We start from the raw sequence: 14895 nt of genomic DNA, 5'->3' as shown, positions 1-14895 counted from the left end.
ACCGGGTCTGATCCCCCGACCCGATCCCAGGAGCGCCTCTTCATGAGCTCACGCGCACGCCTCGCCCTCTCCACCGCCGTGCTGGCCGGCACGCTGACCGCCGTGGCCGCACCGGCGCTGGCCTCGCCCGCGCTCGCCGCGGACGCGGACGTGTCGGCCGCTACCACCGCGCCGGTCCGGTACGCGCTGCCGGCCACCGGCACGGTCACGGACGTGCTCGCGGTCGGCAACGAGGTGTGGATCGCGTCCGGCGACACCATCCTGATCACGTCGCCGACCGGGAAGGTCCGCAAGACGATCACCGGCGTGAGCGGCGCCCGGGGGCTGACGCTCGCGCCCGGCGGCACCTCGGTCTTCGCGTCCGCGTCCACCGGCGGCGCGATCACGCAGTTCTCCGCGGCCGGCGCCACGGTCGGCACCTGGACCACACAGCCGTGCCCCGGCAGGTCCGCGGTCGCGGCCGGCGCGCTCTGGTACTCCTACGGATGCGACGGCAGCCACGGCGTCGCGCGCCTCGACCTCACCACCCACGCGGACGCGAGCGTGCTCGCGGACGCGGACGCCCAGTCGCTGACCGCGGCCGGATCCACGCTGGTCACCTACACGTCCGGCGGCAGCGGCTGGGCGATGACGTCGTACACGATCGCGGGCGGCGCGCTCACCCGGACCGCGTCCGTGCGGACCGGCACCACCTACGCGGCCGAGCTCTCCCCGGACGGCGGCACGCTGCTGGCCACCGACTACGACCACGGCTACGGCGTCGCCCGCTACGACGCCCGCACGCTCACGCTCACCGGCACGAACACCACCGGGCCGTACCCGAACGCGGTCACCTGGTCCCCGGACGGCGCGAAGTACGCCGCGGTGATCGACGCGCACTACACCGAGCGCCCGGTGCACATCTTCTCCCGCGTGGGCACGTCGCTGGTCACGTCCACCACCGCGGGCAGCACCGGCTACGGCAACCCCTCGCACGAGGCGTCCTGGTCCGGCGACGGCCGCTACGTCTACTCGCTTGCCCAGTCCTACGGCGAGAAGCCGTACCTGGTGGTCACGCCGGCCGCGGGCCAGACCAAGGGCACGGTGACGGTCGCGGTCACGAAGCCGGCCGCGTACCACCGGAACATGACCGTCACGGTCCGCACGCCCGGCCGCCCGAGGACCGCGGTCACGGTCGCGGTCGCGTTCACCGGCGGGACGGTCCGCAAGACGCTGACCACGGACGCGGGCGGCAAGGCCACCTGGACGCTGGCGGCGCGCTCGTCCGCCACGATCACCGCGACCACGGCCACGGACCAGAAGTACCTGGCCGGCAGCGGCACCGCGCGCGTCAGCACGCCGTCCGCGGCCACCGTGACCTGGACCGGCGCGCGGGTCAGCAACGGCGTGGCCCACTATGCGTCCGCGTCCGACGTGCACGGCGTGATCCAGGCGCTGCCGAAGCGCGCGGGCCGGATCACCGTGGCGCTCCAGCACCGCGCCGGCACGAAGTGGGTGACGGACCAGACCAGCACGTGGAGCACCGACTCGGCCGGCGTGTTCGATCTGGGGCTGACCCAGGGCGCGCGGAAGACGCTGTTCCGCATCCAGGTCACGGTCGCGCCGGACGCGTCCGGCACCGCGTCGCCGCGCGTCACGTCCGGCTCGTTCATCGTGGACTGAACGGCAACACAACGAATGGAGAGGGTACGGGTTACGGCGTGATTCGGTTTTCACCTGAATTGCGCCTTGACCCATGACACAGCGCACGGAATGGTGGATTTCCGTGAGTGAGCTTCCCGATTGGGTCCCGTCCGGTGTCGACGTCTCCGTGCCGAACGCCGCTCGCATCCACGACTACGCGCTCGGCGGTCATCACCACTTCGCGATAGACCGGGAGCATTGGCGGCTGGCCGAGACGGCCGTGCCGGACGCGCGCCTGATCACGTACGCGCAGCGTGGTTTCCTGGGCCGGGCCGTGCGGTGGCTGGCCGGTCGCGGCGTGCGCCAGTTCCTGGACATCGGTTCCGGCCTGCCCACGCTCGGCAACGTGCACGAGGTGGCCCGCGACGCGGACCCGGCCGCCCGCGTGGTCTACGTGGACAATGATCCGGTCACCGTGGTGCAGAGCCGTGCGCTGCTGGAACACGAGCCGCGCGCCCGCGCGGTCGAGGGCGATCTGCGGCGCCCCGAGGACATCCTCTACCACCCCGAGGTGCTGGAACTGCTGGACTTCTCGGAGCCGGTCGCGGTGCTGATGCTGGACGTGCTCCGGTTCGTCGCCGGCCCGGACCGGCCCGGGGAGATCGTCCGGCGGTTCGGCGAGGCGTGCGTCTCCGGCAGCTACCTGGTCGTCTCGCACACCGTGCTGCGGCTGCCCGGCGAGAGCGCGGCCGGCCGTACCGCGGGGGAGATCACCGCGATGCTGGACGATCTCGCCATCGTCGATCCCGGTGTGGTGCCGGCGACGGATTGGCATCCGGATCCGCTGATCGACGAGACATCACAGCCGGGTGCGCTCGTGGCAGTGGCCCGGAAATCGTGAATACGCATCCGAAAGGATAAGCGAGGTGGATTTCCGAATAGGTCAACGGCCATAATCGGCGTCGCTGGACTTCACCCCTCATGAGGTCCGCGCGCGGAAAGGTCGACTTATGTGGCAGCCCGACGAGGCGGCGGATCCCGTCCGTCTCGCGCACGCCTGGATGCGTGCGGTCGCCGCGGTCACGTTCGTGCCCGGACCACGCCGGCGCGCGCGTGATCTGCTCGAATCGTTCACGGTCCGGCTGGCGGACGCGCTGGCCGAGGCGCCGTTCGACGCGGAGGCCGGCTACCGGGTGGGGGAGGAGCTGGTCGACGCCCGCCTGGCCGACCCGGCCGTGCTCGCGGAGACGCTGCGCATCCTGACGCCGGGCCTGCTCCGGATCGGGGGCCTCGCGGCCGGCGATTCCGGCGGCCGGACCGGCGGTCCGCGCGTCCGGCCCGGTCACGCTGCCAGCCGCCCCGATGATGCCGCCGGTGCCGGTGCCGGGGACGGCCTCGTCGCGGAGCGGGTCGGGGCGCTGCTCGGGCGGCTCGCGGCCGGCTTCACCGAGACGCTGCGGGAGCGGGGTGCGGACGCGACCGAGACGCTGCGCCGCGCGCTGGAGACCCGGCGCCGCCGCGAGGAGGCCGGCATCCAGCGCCGCCTGAAGAACGCGCTGCTCTACGACCCGCTCACCGGCCTGCCCAACCGGTCCAAGCTGCTCGACGGCCTCCGGTCGGTCGCGACCGGCGCGCCGCCCGGCGAGCGCGTCGGCCTCTGCCTGCTGGACATCGCCCGGTTCAGCGCGGTCACCGACACCATGGGTCACGAGCGCGGCGACGAGCTGCTGCGGCTCTGCGCGCAGAAGCTGCGCGCGGTCGCCCACCGCCACCACTACTACCTGCACCACCTGGGCGACGACCGGTTCGCGGCCGTGATCACCGGCAGCACCGGCCCCAACGACCTGATCAAGGCGGCCGACCTGCTGCTGCGTGCGCTGCCGGACCCGTTCGTGGCGGACGGCCACGCGATGCCGATCACCGGCCGGGTCGGGATAGCGGAGACCACGGCCGCGGACGTGATCCCCGCCGGGCTGCTGCGGTCCGCCACGATCGCGCTCGGCTGGGCGATCCGCGACGACGCCGGCCCGATCGCGGTCTTCGACCCGGACCGCGGCCGCACCGACATCCGCCGTCACGAGCTGACCGCGGCCATGCCGGGCGCGCTGGAGGACGGCCAGTTCCTGCTGCACTACCAGCCGCTCGTCGACCTGCTCGACCACCGGGTGGCCGGCGTGGAGGCGCTGGCCCGCTGGCGGCTGCCGGTGACCGGGCTGGTGCCGCCGGAGCAGTTCATCCACCTGGCCGAGCACACCGGACTGATCCACAAGCTGGGCCTGCGCCTGCTGGAGGACGCGTGCGCGGCCGGCGTGCGATGGCAGCGGTCCGGCGTGTTCGTCAGCGTCAACCTGTCCCCGGTCCAGCTGGCGGATCCGGGCCTGGTCGCCACCGTCGCGGCCGCGCTGGACCGCACCGGCCTGCCCCCGTCCCGCCTCCAGCTGGAACTGACCGGGAGCGACACCCTGACCGGGAGCGGCGCGCTGCGTGGTCTCGCGGACCTGGGCGTGCGGATCGCGATCGACGACTTCGGCACCGGTCGATCAAGCCTGGCCCATCTCGCGGAGCTGCCGGTCACCGGCGTCAAGCTGGCGCCCCGCTTCCTGCGCACGCTGGACGACCCGACGCTGCTGGCCGGCGTGATCCGCCTCTGCCACGACCTCGGCATCACGGTCACGGCCGAGGGTGTGGAGACGGACGCGCAGGCGTCCGCGCTGCGCCGCCTCGCCTGTGACCTCGGCCAGGGTTTCCGCTTCGCGCGACCGTCCCCACCGGAGGACATCACCCGCATGCTCGCCTGAGCGGCGGCGGAACCCGGTGACCCAGGCGTCGTCCAGGTCGTTGGAGCGGCCTGAACGACGCCTGAACCAGGGCCGTGGCTAGGCGCCGGGCCGCGGGGTGAGCGGCAGGTAGACGCGGAAGCGGGTGTCGCCCGGCGTGGACGTCACCCGGATGTCGCCGCCGTGCTTGTTGACCACGATCCGGTAGGAGATGTCCAGCCCCAGCCCGGTCCCCTCACCGACCGGCTTCGTGGTGAAGAACGGCTCGAAGATCCGGCTCAGGTTCTCCCGTGGGATGCCGGAGCCGGTGTCGCCGATCGTGACCACCACGCAGTCGCCGTCGCGCTCGGTACGCACGGTCAGCGTCCCGTGATCACCCATCGCGGCCAGCGCGTTGTCCAGCAGGTTCGTCCAGACCTGGTTCAGCTCGGCCGCGTAGGCCGGCACCGGCGGCAGCGACTTGTCGACCTCCTTGACCACGGTCACGCCGGCCGGGATCTTCGACCGGATCATGGTGAGCGTGGCCCAGAGCAGCTCGTGCACGTCCACGGTCTGGTACGGCGCGCGGTCCAGCTGCGAGTACTGCTTCGTGGCCTTGACCAGCCCGGAGATCCGCCGGACCGCGTCGTCGATCTCGCCCATCAGCATCTCGGTGTCGACCGTGTACGTGATGTACCGGACGGCCAGCTCCGCGTAGTCGTCGCCGACCGCGGCCGTGACCCGGGACAGCCAGTCCGCGTCGATGCCGCCCGCGACCAGCACGCCGGCCAGGTCCCAGCCGCCCTCGACGCCGTGCTCGTCCAGCCAGTCGGCCAGCGCGTCCTCCGCGTCCGCGGTGGCCAGCGGCGACAGCTCCTCCGCGTGCGCGGCGCGCTTGACCGCGTCGTCCTGGAACCGGACCAGTTCGTGCAGCCGCGACCCGTCCATCCGGCCGTCCGCGATCTTGGCGAGCTTGTCGCGCATCCCGGCGATCCGCATGCGCATCGCCTCGGTCGCGCGGACCGCGGCCGCGGCCGGATTGTTCAGCTCGTGGGTGAGCCCGGCCGAGAGCGCGCCGAGCGCCAGCAGCCGCTGCCGCTCGCCGACGACCGTGTTGACCGCGCGCTGCCCGAAGAACAGGCCCTCCAGCAGGTGCACGGCCATCGGGAACCACTCGCGCACCACGCCGGCGAACGTCTCCGCGGGCAGCACCCACAGCGTGAGGTCCGTGATCGCGTGCATGCTGTTCTTGTACGTGTGCCCGTGCGCCTCACCCACGTACGCCTGGGTGGCGCCGGAGTACGACCCGCGCTGGCTGCTCCGGGTGAACTCCACGTGGTCGCCGTTGACCATCGCGCTGAGCGTGATGGTCCCCTCCAGCATCACGTAGAAGCAGGTGGCCGGCTCGCCCTCGCGGTAGACCGTGTCGCCCGCGGCCGCGGTCTCGATCACGCCGGTCTCGGCCAGCCAGGCCAGCTGCTCGTCGTTGAGCTTCTCGAACAGGAAGAGCCCCCGGAGCTCCTCCACCGTCAGTTTCACTGTGCCTCCAGATACCGGTGGATCACCGACACCGCCATCGCGCCCTCGCCGACCGCGGACGCGACCCGCTTCACCGACTCGGCTCGCACGTCACCGGCCGCGAACACGCCCGGCATGCTGCACTCCAGGTGGTACGGATCGCGCGGCAGCGTCCAGCCGTGCGGCCGCTCCCCGTCGGAGATCAGCGCCGGCCCGGTGACGATGTAGCCGCGCCCGTCGCGGGTGACCGCGCCGTCCAGCCAGTCTGTCCGCGGTTCCGCGCCGATGAAGATGAACAGCCAGGACGTCTCCACGGTACGCGTCACGCCGGTCGGCAGGTCGCGCAGCGTGAGCCGCTCCAGGTGCTCGTCGCCCTCGGCCGCGATCACCTCGGTGCACGGGTGGACCACGACCTTGTCGTTCTGCGCGATCTGGTCGATCAGGTAGCTCGACATCGACGCGGTCAGGTCCGGCGCCCGGATGATCATGTGGACGCGGGACGCGTACCGCGCGAAGTAGAGCGCGGCCTGCCCGGCCGAGTTCGCCCCGCCGACGATGTAGACGTCGCTGTCCGTGCAGGACGGCGCCTCCGTGGCCGCGGAGCCGTAGAACACGCCGCGCCCGGCCAGCTCGCTCAGGCCCGGCGCCTCCAGCAGCCGGTACGACACCCCGGTCGCCAGCACCACGGTGTGCGCCGCGATCTTCGTGCCGTCGTGGAAGTGCAGCACCCGGGTCGGCCCGGCCGCCTCCAGGCCGGTCACCTCGCGCGTGCTGAGCAGCTCCGCGCCGAACTTCAGCGCCTGCCGCCGCGCCCGGTCGGTGAGCTGCGCGCCGGAGACGCCGTCCGGGAAGCCCAGGTAGTTCTCGATCCTGCTGGACTGCCCGGCCTGCCCGCCGGTCGCCCGCTGCTCGATCAGCACCGTGCGCAGGCCCTCGGACGCGCCGTAGACGGCCGCGCCCAGCCCGGCCGGCCCGCCGCCGACCACGACCAGGTCGTAGAAGTCGGACGCGGGCGTGGTGGCCAGGCCCACGTGCCCGGCCAGCTCCGCGGTGGACGGCTTGAGCAGCGCCTTGCCCTCCGGCGTGATCACCACCGGCACGTCGTCCTCGGTCGCGCCCGCGGCGGCCAGCAGGCGCCTGCCCTCCGGGTCGTCGCAGAGATGCCAGCGGTACGGCACCAGGTTGCGCGCCAGGAAGTCGCGCACCTTGAACGACGGCTGGGACCAGCGGTGGCCGATCACGCGCGTCTCCGTCGACGCGGCCTCCGGCGTGGCCAGCCAGGCCTCGAGCAGGCTGTCCAGCACCGGGTAGAGCTTCTCCTCCGGCGGGTCCCACGGCTTGAGCAGGTAGTGGTCCAGGTCCACCACGTTGATCGCGTCGATCGCGGCGGACGTGTCCGCGTACGCCGTGAGCAGCACCCGCCGCGCCCGCGGGAACAGGTCCATCGCGTGCTCGAGGAACTGGATGCCGTTCATGTGCGGCATCCGGTAGTCGGCCAGCAGCACCGCCACCTGCTCGCCGCGCAGCTTGATCTCACGCAGCGCGTCCAGCGCGGACTCGCCGGAGTCGGCGCGGACCACCCGGTACCGGTCGCCGTAGCGGCGCCGGATGTCGCGGGCGACGGACCGGGACACGGCCGGATCGTCGTCCACGGTCAGGATCGCGGAGTTCACCATGCGCCACTCACCCCGTACCCCCGGAAGATCTTGATCATTTCTGGGCTCCGACCTCGTCGACGAAGCACCAGAGCCAGGTCTCGCCCGGCTCGATCGACGTCATCACCGGGTGCGCGGTCGCGTGGAAATGCGCGGTCGCATGCTTGCCCGGCGAGGAGTCGCAGCACCCCACGTGCCCGCAGGACAGACATTCCCGCAGGTGGACCCAGTCGTGCCGGCCGTTCGCGAGGCAGTCCTGACAGCCTTCGTCGCTCTGCGGCGGCACCGGCGTCGCCTCGGCGAGGTGTTCACACTTCAACGGAAGACTCCCCAGCTGCTGACAACATTCGCGCCGCCAAGTCTGCTCTGGTCCGGCTGCGCGCGCCATCCCGACCGCCGCACGTGGGTAGGCTGATCCACATGACCGATGGACCCACGCAGGAGCAGGCCGACCGGGAGCTCTGGCTGCCGGAGAACGACGAGGGCCAGCTCTCCGCCGACGACACGCTCAGCGACCGCGGCCTCGACGACGCCCTCGACGAGGGCTACAGCCCGCCGGAGCGCTACCGGGGCGCGACCGCGTTCGGCGTGACCGCGGAGGAGGCGCTGCAGGGCGAGTCGCTCGACGACCGCCTGCGCCAGGAGGTGCCGGACGTGGATCCGGACGCCCCGACGCGCGACGCGCGCGACGACGGCGACGGCGAGGAGACGGACGAGTTCTACGACGCGCAGGAGTCCGGCGACCGCCGGGCCGGCCGGCTCGTCGCCCCGGACCAGGGCTTCGGTGAGGACGCCGAGGCCGAGTCGTGGGGCGAGGACGTGGGCATCGACGGCGGCGCCGCCTCGGCCGAAGAGGCAGCCGTCCACATTGTCGACAGGCCCTGAGCCCGATGCCGTGGGCGCCGGGTCTACGCGGCCCGCACCTACGGCGAGCTGGAGCCGCTCACCCGCGACCTGCCGCTGATGCGGTCGCGGGATCAGCTCTCGTAGTCGACGTCGTCGGCGCCGCTGAGATCCTCCACGCGCACCGGCCGGTCCCGGTCGAACGTGACGATGATGCCGTAGGGGTCACAGATCGGCATGCTGCCCTCGGCGAAGCGCAGATCCCACTCGTCGCCGGTGCGGAACGTCAGGTCCGGCTCGGAGAGCGGCAGCTCGTGCGCGTCCAGCGCCTCGTAGGCGGCCACGTCGTCGTCGCTGAGCCCGAAGAACCCCGGGTCGGTCAGCAGCGACGCGCGGAGGTAGCCGAGCGCCAGGTGCACGTACCGTTCCAGATCCTCGACCACGCTCCGGATCAGCGCGATGTCGAGCCCGTCGGGAAAGTCCGGTTCGTCGCGCTCCCGGACCACGTAGATCCGGACGGGCCGCCCGTCGGCCGGCGCCTCCATCCCCCAGCACCGGATTCCCGACGGCGCCTCCAGCACCTCGAACTCCGGCAGTCCCGGCACGGTCACGCTCATGAGGCCCTCACCCGGTTCATCGCGTTGTTCGCGACGACCGCCGAGGCCTCCAGCGCCGCGTCGGCCAGCAACTCGTTCACAGCGCACAGTGAACCAGGCGTGCGCCGCCCGCGTCAGGCCGCGCGCCGCGTTTCCGGGCGCTCGGATGCGGTCGCCGCGCCGCCCGGGACCACGCGCAGACGGCGGGGGGACGGCACGACCGGCAGGTCCGTCTCCGCGTCCAGCGACAGGCGCCACCGGGAGCGGCCGCCGTCGTGGTCCGCCGGGGGCTCGCCCGGGTCCATGCCCGGCCGGGTCAGCGCGACCACCACCAGGTAGCCGGCCAGCACCAGCGCGTGACTGAACAGCCGCACGGTCTCCACCCGGCCCGCCATCAGGTCGCTCGCCGAGAGCAGCACCAGCACGGACACGAACACGGTCAGCGTCGGCAGGATGCCGCTCGGCCGGCCGCGGCGCATCGCGATCCAGGCGAAGCCGGCGCCGACCGCCAGGTTCCACGCGGCGGACTCGTTGATCAGGTGGTTCGGGCTGGCGCCGCCGAGCGCGGTGTGCGCGTGGTCCACGGCCGCGATGCCCGCGATCTGCGCCACGCCGAGGATGAACTGCCCGGCCCCGAGCACGCCGAGCAGCAGCCGCAGCGTGAGCACCAGGACGCGCCGGGGGACCGGGATCCGCAGCCGCCGGCGGGGTGCGGGCAGCGCGTCCAGCACGGAGTCGTCCACGCCCGCGAACGGCGAGCCGCCGCCGAGCAGCCCGGCCATCCGGGAGACCGCCGCGGCGCTGTCCTCGTACGCCCTGCAGTCCGCGCACCCGTCCAGGTGCAGGTCCAGCGCGTCGCCCAGCCCGGTGTCCTCACCGTCGAGGCGTGCGGAGACCGCTTCCCGGAACGTCTCGCAACCGCCGTCCACTGCCCCACCGTCCCTGCCGTACCGAAATCCCGCCCGTCCGGTCCTATGGTCGCGCACATCGGCGGAAAAGTTCCCGTCGCGGTGCGGACGCGCCCGGCCGGACCGGGTAGCCTGCCAGCCATGCATACCAGCGGGCCGGACGAGGCGGAGCTCACGACCTGGGCGTTGCGCGCCGGAAAGGGCGACCGGGCGGCCGCGTCCGAGTTCATCCGCGGCACCCAGCAGGGCGTGCACCGGTTCCTCGCGCACCTGGTCAGCCCCGCCGAGGCGGAGGATCTGGCCCAGGAGACCTACCTGCGGGCCATGCGCGCGCTGCCGTCGTTCGCGGCCCGCTCGTCCGCGCGCACCTGGCTGCTGGCGATCGCCCGCCGCGTCGCCGCGGACCACATCCGCGCGCTGGTCTCCCGCCCCCGCACCGCCGCGCTGGAGAACTGGGAGCTGGCCGCGGACGCCACCTCCCCGGCCGCGGACGTGGCCGACACCGTCGTGCTGGACCACCTGCTGCGCGGCCTCGACCCGGAGCGGCGCGAGGCGTTCGTCGCCACCCAGGTGCTCGGCCTCAGCTACCAGGAGGCGGCCGAGGTCTGCGGCTGCCCGATCGGCACGATCCGCTCCCGGGTGGCCCGCGCCCGCGAGGACCTGGTCACCGTGCTCGGGCACCGCCGCGCCGCGAGCTGATTCAGCGCGCCCCTCGGATCGCCATCAGGCGCAGCTCCAGCTCGTCCGCGACGATCTCGGCCAGGTACTCCAGCGATTTCAGATGCTTCTGCTCCGGATCGCGCGGCTTCCGGTCGATCACATTCACCGTGCCAAGGCGGAAACCGTCGCGGGTACGGATCGGCGCCGCCGCATAGAACCGCAGTTTCAACTCGCCGGTGACCAGCGGATGTGCGACGGTCCGCGGATCTTTCGCCGCGTTGCGCACCACGTAGACGCCGTCCTGCCCGATCGCGGACGCGCACAACCCCGGCTCGTTGCCGATCTCGCGCACGGTCAGCCCGTAGCAGGCGGCCAGCCAGACCCGGTTCTCCTCGACCATGGTCACCGACGCTATCGGCGTGTCCACGATGGTCGCCGCGATGTGCGCGATCCGGTCGTACGCCGGCTCCACCGGCCGGTCCACCAGCTGATATCTGCGCACGGCCGCCAGCCGTCGCGCCTCTTCCGCGGGGGGACTGTCGAGGTACTCGTAGGTGTCGACCACGGAAACCACCTATTGCTCGACGTCTATCGGTTTGCGGGTGCCCGCTGAAACCGATGCTAGCGGCCGGGGTGAATGCACGGAACTCGACATGGCATCGAGGTGCAAATTGCATCTTGATTCTTCGGGGTGATGCAGGACGTTGCCCCGTTAGGGTTACCCCGGCACAGTGTTCTGGTGCCCTACGCCTACGATCCCGAACTCGCCCCGGTCGCGCTCCAGCTCGGCTCGCCCGACCTCAGCGACATCCCGGCCGCGCGCCGCTATCCCGGCCCGCCACCGGCCGTCGACCTCACCGGCGTCACGGTCGACGACGTGCACGTGCCCGGCGCGGACGGCGCGCCCGACGTGCGTCTGCGGGTGTACCGGCCGGACACGCGGTCCGCGCCCGCGGCGATCCTCACCGTGCACGGCGGCGGCTTCGTGATGGGCTCGCTCGACGGCAGTGACGCCCGCAGCGCCGCGTTCGCCCGCGACCTGGGCGTGCTGGTCGTCTCCGTCGACTACCGGCTGGCGCCGGAAGATCCGTACCCGGCCGCGCTCGACGACTGCTACGCGGCACTGACCTGGATGGCCGCGCACGCGGACGCGCTCGGCCTCGACCCGGCGCGCATCGCGATCCACGGGGCCAGCGCCGGCGCCGGACTCTGCGCCGGGCTCGCGCTGCTGGCCCGCGACCGTGGCGGCCCGGCGATCGCGTTCCAGTACCTCGGCATCCCGGTCACGGACGACCGGATGACCACGCCCAGCATGACCGCGTACACGGACACGCCGAACTGGGACCGCCCGAGCGCGGCGATCAGCTGGGACGCCTACCTCGGCGCGGGCGTGCGCGGCACCGCGGACGTGCCGGTCTACGCCGCGCCGGCCCGCGCCACCGACCTGACCGGCCTGCCACCCGCGTACGTCTCGGTCATGCACTTCGACCCGCTCCGCGACGAGGGCATCGCGTACGCGCTCGCGCTGCTCGCCGCCGGCGTCCCGGTCGAACTGCACCTGTTCCCGGGCACGTTCCACGGCTCCACCCGCATCCCCGCCGCGGTCAGCCGCCGCGAGACGGACGAGGCCACCGAGGTGCTGCGCGCCGGGCTCGGACTCAACCCGCCAGCGTCTCGATGACCTTGGCGACCCGGCGGGCGCGGGTCTCCGCCGACTTGGCGTCCGTCACCGGCAGGACCAGCGCCTTCTTCCGGCTGTAGGACAGCGCCTCGAACGCCTTGCGCGCGCTCGGAGCGCCGGCCAGCGCCGCCGCTAGGTCGTCCGGCACCTCGACCTCGCGCGGCGCGTCGTCCAGCACGACCGTCACCGTGACCGATTCTCCGGCGGTGATGCCCGCGCCCTTCCGGTGCTCCGCGCTCACCGGAATCATCGGGACACCACCCATGACCCCGACCGTGCTGCGGTAGGTGTACCCGTTGATCGTCACGCTGACCGGCGGCTTCTTCCCCGCCCCGAGCCCCGCCATCACCTCGTCCGGCACCCGCAGTCCGGTCGCCGACTTCCCGCTGAGCAGCAATTCCGTCGTGAACTCCATGACCGAATTCTTCAACACCCACACCATCACGGGGGTACGGAACGCGCCCGGCCACCTCCGACGGAGCTCCCGGGCGTACCGCCAGACACGGATCTTGAATTTGATCTTGATCTTCGCTCGTGCGCCCCGCGAGACCCGGCCCGCGGGTCTTCGCTCGTGGTCCTCGCGAAACCCGGCCCGCGGGTCTTCGCTGCAGTTCCCCCCGACCACCCACGGCCGGGACCGCCCACGTGAGGCGCGGGCGACCAGAGACGGCGGGCGATCTCCAGACATGCTTTTCGTCTGGAGGTCGCCTGTCGTCGCCGGGAGTGGCGCCGAGCCCGGAGGAGCGGAGCGACGACCATAGACTTGCTGCGTGACGGACCGCAACGAACTCCCGGCCGTGGGCGAGGATCTCCTCGACGACCTGCGGTGGCGGGGCCTGATTCAAGACTCGACCGACATCGACGAGCTGCGCGCGCGACTGGCCACCGGGCCTACGACGTACTACGTCGGGTTCGACCCGACCGCGGCCAGCCTGCACGTCGGCCACCTGGTGCAGATCCTCACCGCGCGCCGGTTCCAGCTGGCCGGGCACCGCCCGCTGCTGCTCGTCGGCGGCGCGACCGGGCAGATCGGCGACCCCCGGCCGAGCAGCGAGCGCTCGCTCAACGAGCCGGAGGTGGTGGCCGGCTGGGTGGGCAGGATCCGGGACCAGCTGTCCCCGTTCATGAGCTACACCGGCGACAACGGCGCGCAGATGGTCAACAACCTGGACTGGACCGGTCCGACCTCTGTCATCGACTTCCTGCGCGACGTCGGCAAGCACTTCCCGGTCAGCAAGATGATCGCCCGGGACGTGGTGAAGTCCCGCCTCGAGTCCGGGATCAGCTTCACCGAGTTCAGCTACCAGCTGCTCCAGGCGAACGACTTCTTCGAGCTGCACCAGCGGCACGGCTGCGCGCTGCAGTTCGGCGGCTCGGATCAGTGGGGCAACATCACGGCCGGCGTCGACTTCATCCGGCGTCGCGGCGCCGGACCGGTGCACGCGTTCACGACGCCGCTGGTGACGAAGGCGGACGGCACCAAGTTCGGCAAGTCCGAGGGCGGCGCGATCTGGCTCGACGGCGCCATGACCAGCCCGTACGCGTTCTACCAGTTCTGGCTCAACGCGGACGACCGCGACGTGAACAGGTACCTGCGCTTCTTCAGCTTCAAGACGCGGGACGAGCTGCTCGCGCTCGAGGCCGCCACGGCGGAACGTCCGTTTGCGCGAGAGGCGCAGAAGGCGCTGGCGCTGGAACTGACCACGCTGGTGCACGGCGAGGCCGAGGCGCTGGCCGCGATCGCGGCGTCCCTTGCTCTGTTCGGTAGGGGTTCTCTGGCCGAGCTACCCGAGGCGACGCTCCGGGCTGCCCTGTCCGAGACCGGGTTGGTGCAGGTCAAGACGCTGAGCCCGGTGGCGTCACTGCTGAAGGAGGCCGGCCTGGTCGCCTCGCTCAACGAGGCCCGGCGTGCGATCACCGAGGGCGGGGCGTACGTGAACAACGAGCGGGTCACGGACAACGAGGCGACCGTGCCCCAGGACGCGCTCCTGCACGGACGTTTTCTCGTGCTGCGCCGGGGTAAAAAATCGTTCGCGGGCGTTGAGCTGCTCGGATAAGTTAGGGTCGATGGTGTGACGGGCGTCAAGCCACCCCGGTTTGGCGCTCCACATGTCCACCACGTAACGTTCTCTCTGCCAACGGGGAACCGGACGGAGACAGCGGGTCGCAGCTTTCGCAGCTGAGATCGAGGCTGGAGGCCGGTTCCGATGGCAACAGTCTGAGTGTGACCGGGCGGGGCGGGGCCGATTTGGCGCCGCGGGAACGACCGGGTAACGTAGGACGAGCGACGGGGCACCGGGCGCGCTAGCGAGAGATTGCGGCGGCCGGCTCGTCGAAACCCACTGAATGAAATCACACCCTCACCGGGTGTGCCTAGTGATGTGGGTGGGCAGTTTTCGAGTTAACGCAAGGTAGTTCCGAATTTACAAGCCGGAAACACCGAGTTGACGACACGGAAACGACCTGGTAGGTTAGACCAAGTGCCCGGCGGGAACAAAGGGCGCGGATGCGAACGAAATACCCCACATCGGGGCCGGTGAAAACGGCTGCCGATGAGGTGTGTGGTTGTTCTTTGAGAACTCAACAGGGTGCTTGAAAAGCCAGTGCCAATTATGATTTATACCCCGGCCGGGCTTTGCGGTCTTCGGATTGTGA

At 71.7% G+C, this 14895-nt stretch carries 14 protein-coding genes and 1 pseudogene; 8 read left to right on the top strand and 7 right to left on the bottom strand.

What is annotated here, in order from left to right; translation table 11 throughout:
* Positions 1 to 42 precede the first annotated feature (42 nt).
* The 3 genes from OP04_RS18690 to OP04_RS18680 all read left to right on the top strand — a co-directional run bounded on the left by OP04_RS18690 (position 43) and on the right by OP04_RS18680 (position 4421).
* Positions 43 to 1662 carry a hypothetical protein gene (locus OP04_RS18690; RefSeq protein WP_033341032.1) on the top strand — a complete coding sequence of 540 codons (1620 nt, stop codon included), beginning with the start codon at positions 43 to 45 and terminating at the stop codon, positions 1660 to 1662.
* A gap of 103 nt (positions 1663 to 1765) precedes the next feature.
* Positions 1766 to 2524: an SAM-dependent methyltransferase gene (locus OP04_RS18685; RefSeq protein WP_033341031.1), complete on the top strand. Its 759-nt coding sequence runs from the start codon at positions 1766 to 1768 to the stop codon at positions 2522 to 2524.
* Positions 2525 to 2633: 109 nt separating this feature from the next.
* On the top strand, positions 2634 to 4421 hold the full coding sequence (locus tag OP04_RS18680) for a putative bifunctional diguanylate cyclase/phosphodiesterase (protein ID WP_051798288.1): 1788 nt from the start codon (positions 2634 to 2636) through the stop codon (positions 4419 to 4421).
* Positions 4422 to 4499: 78 nt separating this feature from the next.
* Here OP04_RS18680 and OP04_RS18675 read toward each other — a convergent pair whose 3' ends face one another.
* Genes OP04_RS18675 through OP04_RS18665 form a run of 3 tightly spaced genes read right to left on the bottom strand, consistent with a single transcriptional unit; the run spans position 4500 to position 7871 of the window.
* On the bottom strand, positions 4500 to 5918 hold the full coding sequence (locus OP04_RS18675; RefSeq protein ID WP_033341030.1) for an ATP-binding protein: 1419 nt from the start codon (positions 5916 to 5918) through the stop codon (positions 4500 to 4502).
* Positions 5915 to 7573 (bottom strand): FAD-dependent oxidoreductase, encoded by a 1659-nt coding sequence (locus OP04_RS18670; RefSeq protein ID WP_033341029.1) that lies wholly within the window; start codon positions 7571 to 7573, stop codon positions 5915 to 5917. The genes OP04_RS18675 and OP04_RS18670 overlap by 4 nt, the downstream gene beginning before the upstream one ends.
* A gap of 34 nt (positions 7574 to 7607) precedes the next feature.
* Positions 7608 to 7871: a UBP-type zinc finger domain-containing protein gene (locus OP04_RS18665; RefSeq protein ID WP_033341028.1), complete on the bottom strand. Its 264-nt coding sequence runs from the start codon at positions 7869 to 7871 to the stop codon at positions 7608 to 7610.
* A 101-nt stretch (positions 7872 to 7972) separates the two neighbouring features.
* On the opposite strand from OP04_RS18665, the gene OP04_RS18660 reads away from it, so the two are divergent.
* Positions 7973 to 8437: a DUF5709 domain-containing protein gene (locus OP04_RS18660; RefSeq protein WP_033341027.1), complete on the top strand. Its 465-nt coding sequence runs from the start codon at positions 7973 to 7975 to the stop codon at positions 8435 to 8437.
* A 15-nt stretch (positions 8438 to 8452) separates the two neighbouring features.
* Positions 8453 to 8542: pseudogene (locus OP04_RS56810) on the top strand (DUF1707 domain-containing protein); the annotation flags it as partial.
* Here the strand turns inward: OP04_RS56810 and OP04_RS49810 are convergent.
* Together OP04_RS49810 and OP04_RS18650 are read right to left on the bottom strand one after the other, a co-directional pair.
* On the bottom strand, positions 8530 to 9012 hold the full coding sequence (locus OP04_RS49810; protein ID WP_157240015.1) for a hypothetical protein: 483 nt from the start codon (positions 9010 to 9012) through the stop codon (positions 8530 to 8532). The pseudogene OP04_RS56810 and the gene OP04_RS49810 sit on opposite strands and share 13 nt — an antisense overlap.
* A gap of 113 nt (positions 9013 to 9125) precedes the next feature.
* Positions 9126 to 9920, bottom strand: a complete 795-nt coding sequence (locus OP04_RS18650) for a zf-HC2 domain-containing protein (RefSeq protein ID WP_033341026.1) — start codon at positions 9918 to 9920, stop codon at positions 9126 to 9128.
* Between the two features lie 120 nt (positions 9921 to 10040).
* Between OP04_RS18650 and OP04_RS18645 the strand changes: the two genes are divergently transcribed.
* Positions 10041 to 10598 (top strand): sigma-70 family RNA polymerase sigma factor, encoded by a 558-nt coding sequence (locus tag OP04_RS18645; RefSeq protein ID WP_033341025.1) that lies wholly within the window; start codon positions 10041 to 10043, stop codon positions 10596 to 10598.
* 1 nt (position 10599) lies between these two features.
* On the opposite strand, the gene OP04_RS18640 is transcribed toward OP04_RS18645, so the two are convergent.
* The gene (locus tag OP04_RS18640) at positions 10600 to 11124 is read right to left on the bottom strand and encodes a GAF domain-containing protein (protein WP_033341024.1); all 525 of its coding nucleotides are present in this window, start codon (positions 11122 to 11124) and stop codon (positions 10600 to 10602) included.
* A gap of 174 nt (positions 11125 to 11298) precedes the next feature.
* Here OP04_RS18640 and OP04_RS18635 point away from each other — a divergent pair, with 174 nt between their 5' ends.
* On the top strand, positions 11299 to 12240 hold the full coding sequence (locus OP04_RS18635) for an alpha/beta hydrolase (protein ID WP_033341023.1): 942 nt from the start codon (positions 11299 to 11301) through the stop codon (positions 12238 to 12240).
* On the opposite strand, the gene OP04_RS18630 is transcribed toward OP04_RS18635, so the two are convergent.
* A complete protein-coding gene (locus OP04_RS18630) occupies positions 12218 to 12655 on the bottom strand; it encodes a YdeI/OmpD-associated family protein (RefSeq protein WP_033341022.1) in 438 nt (145 codons plus the stop codon). The genes OP04_RS18635 and OP04_RS18630 overlap by 23 nt on opposite strands.
* 355 nt (positions 12656 to 13010) lie before the next feature.
* Here OP04_RS18630 and tyrS point away from each other — a divergent pair, with 355 nt between their 5' ends.
* Positions 13011 to 14297 (top strand): tyrosine--tRNA ligase, encoded by a 1287-nt coding sequence (gene tyrS / locus OP04_RS18625; protein ID WP_033341021.1) that lies wholly within the window; start codon positions 13011 to 13013, stop codon positions 14295 to 14297.
* The last annotated feature ends 598 nt before the right edge of the window (positions 14298 to 14895 follow it).

Source organism: Catenuloplanes japonicus, assembly GCF_000717135.1.
GTDB lineage: Bacteria > Actinomycetota > Actinomycetes > Mycobacteriales > Micromonosporaceae > Catenuloplanes > Catenuloplanes japonicus.
Note: the sequence above shows the minus strand (reverse complement) of the source record. Positions and strands in the feature narration are given on the sequence as shown.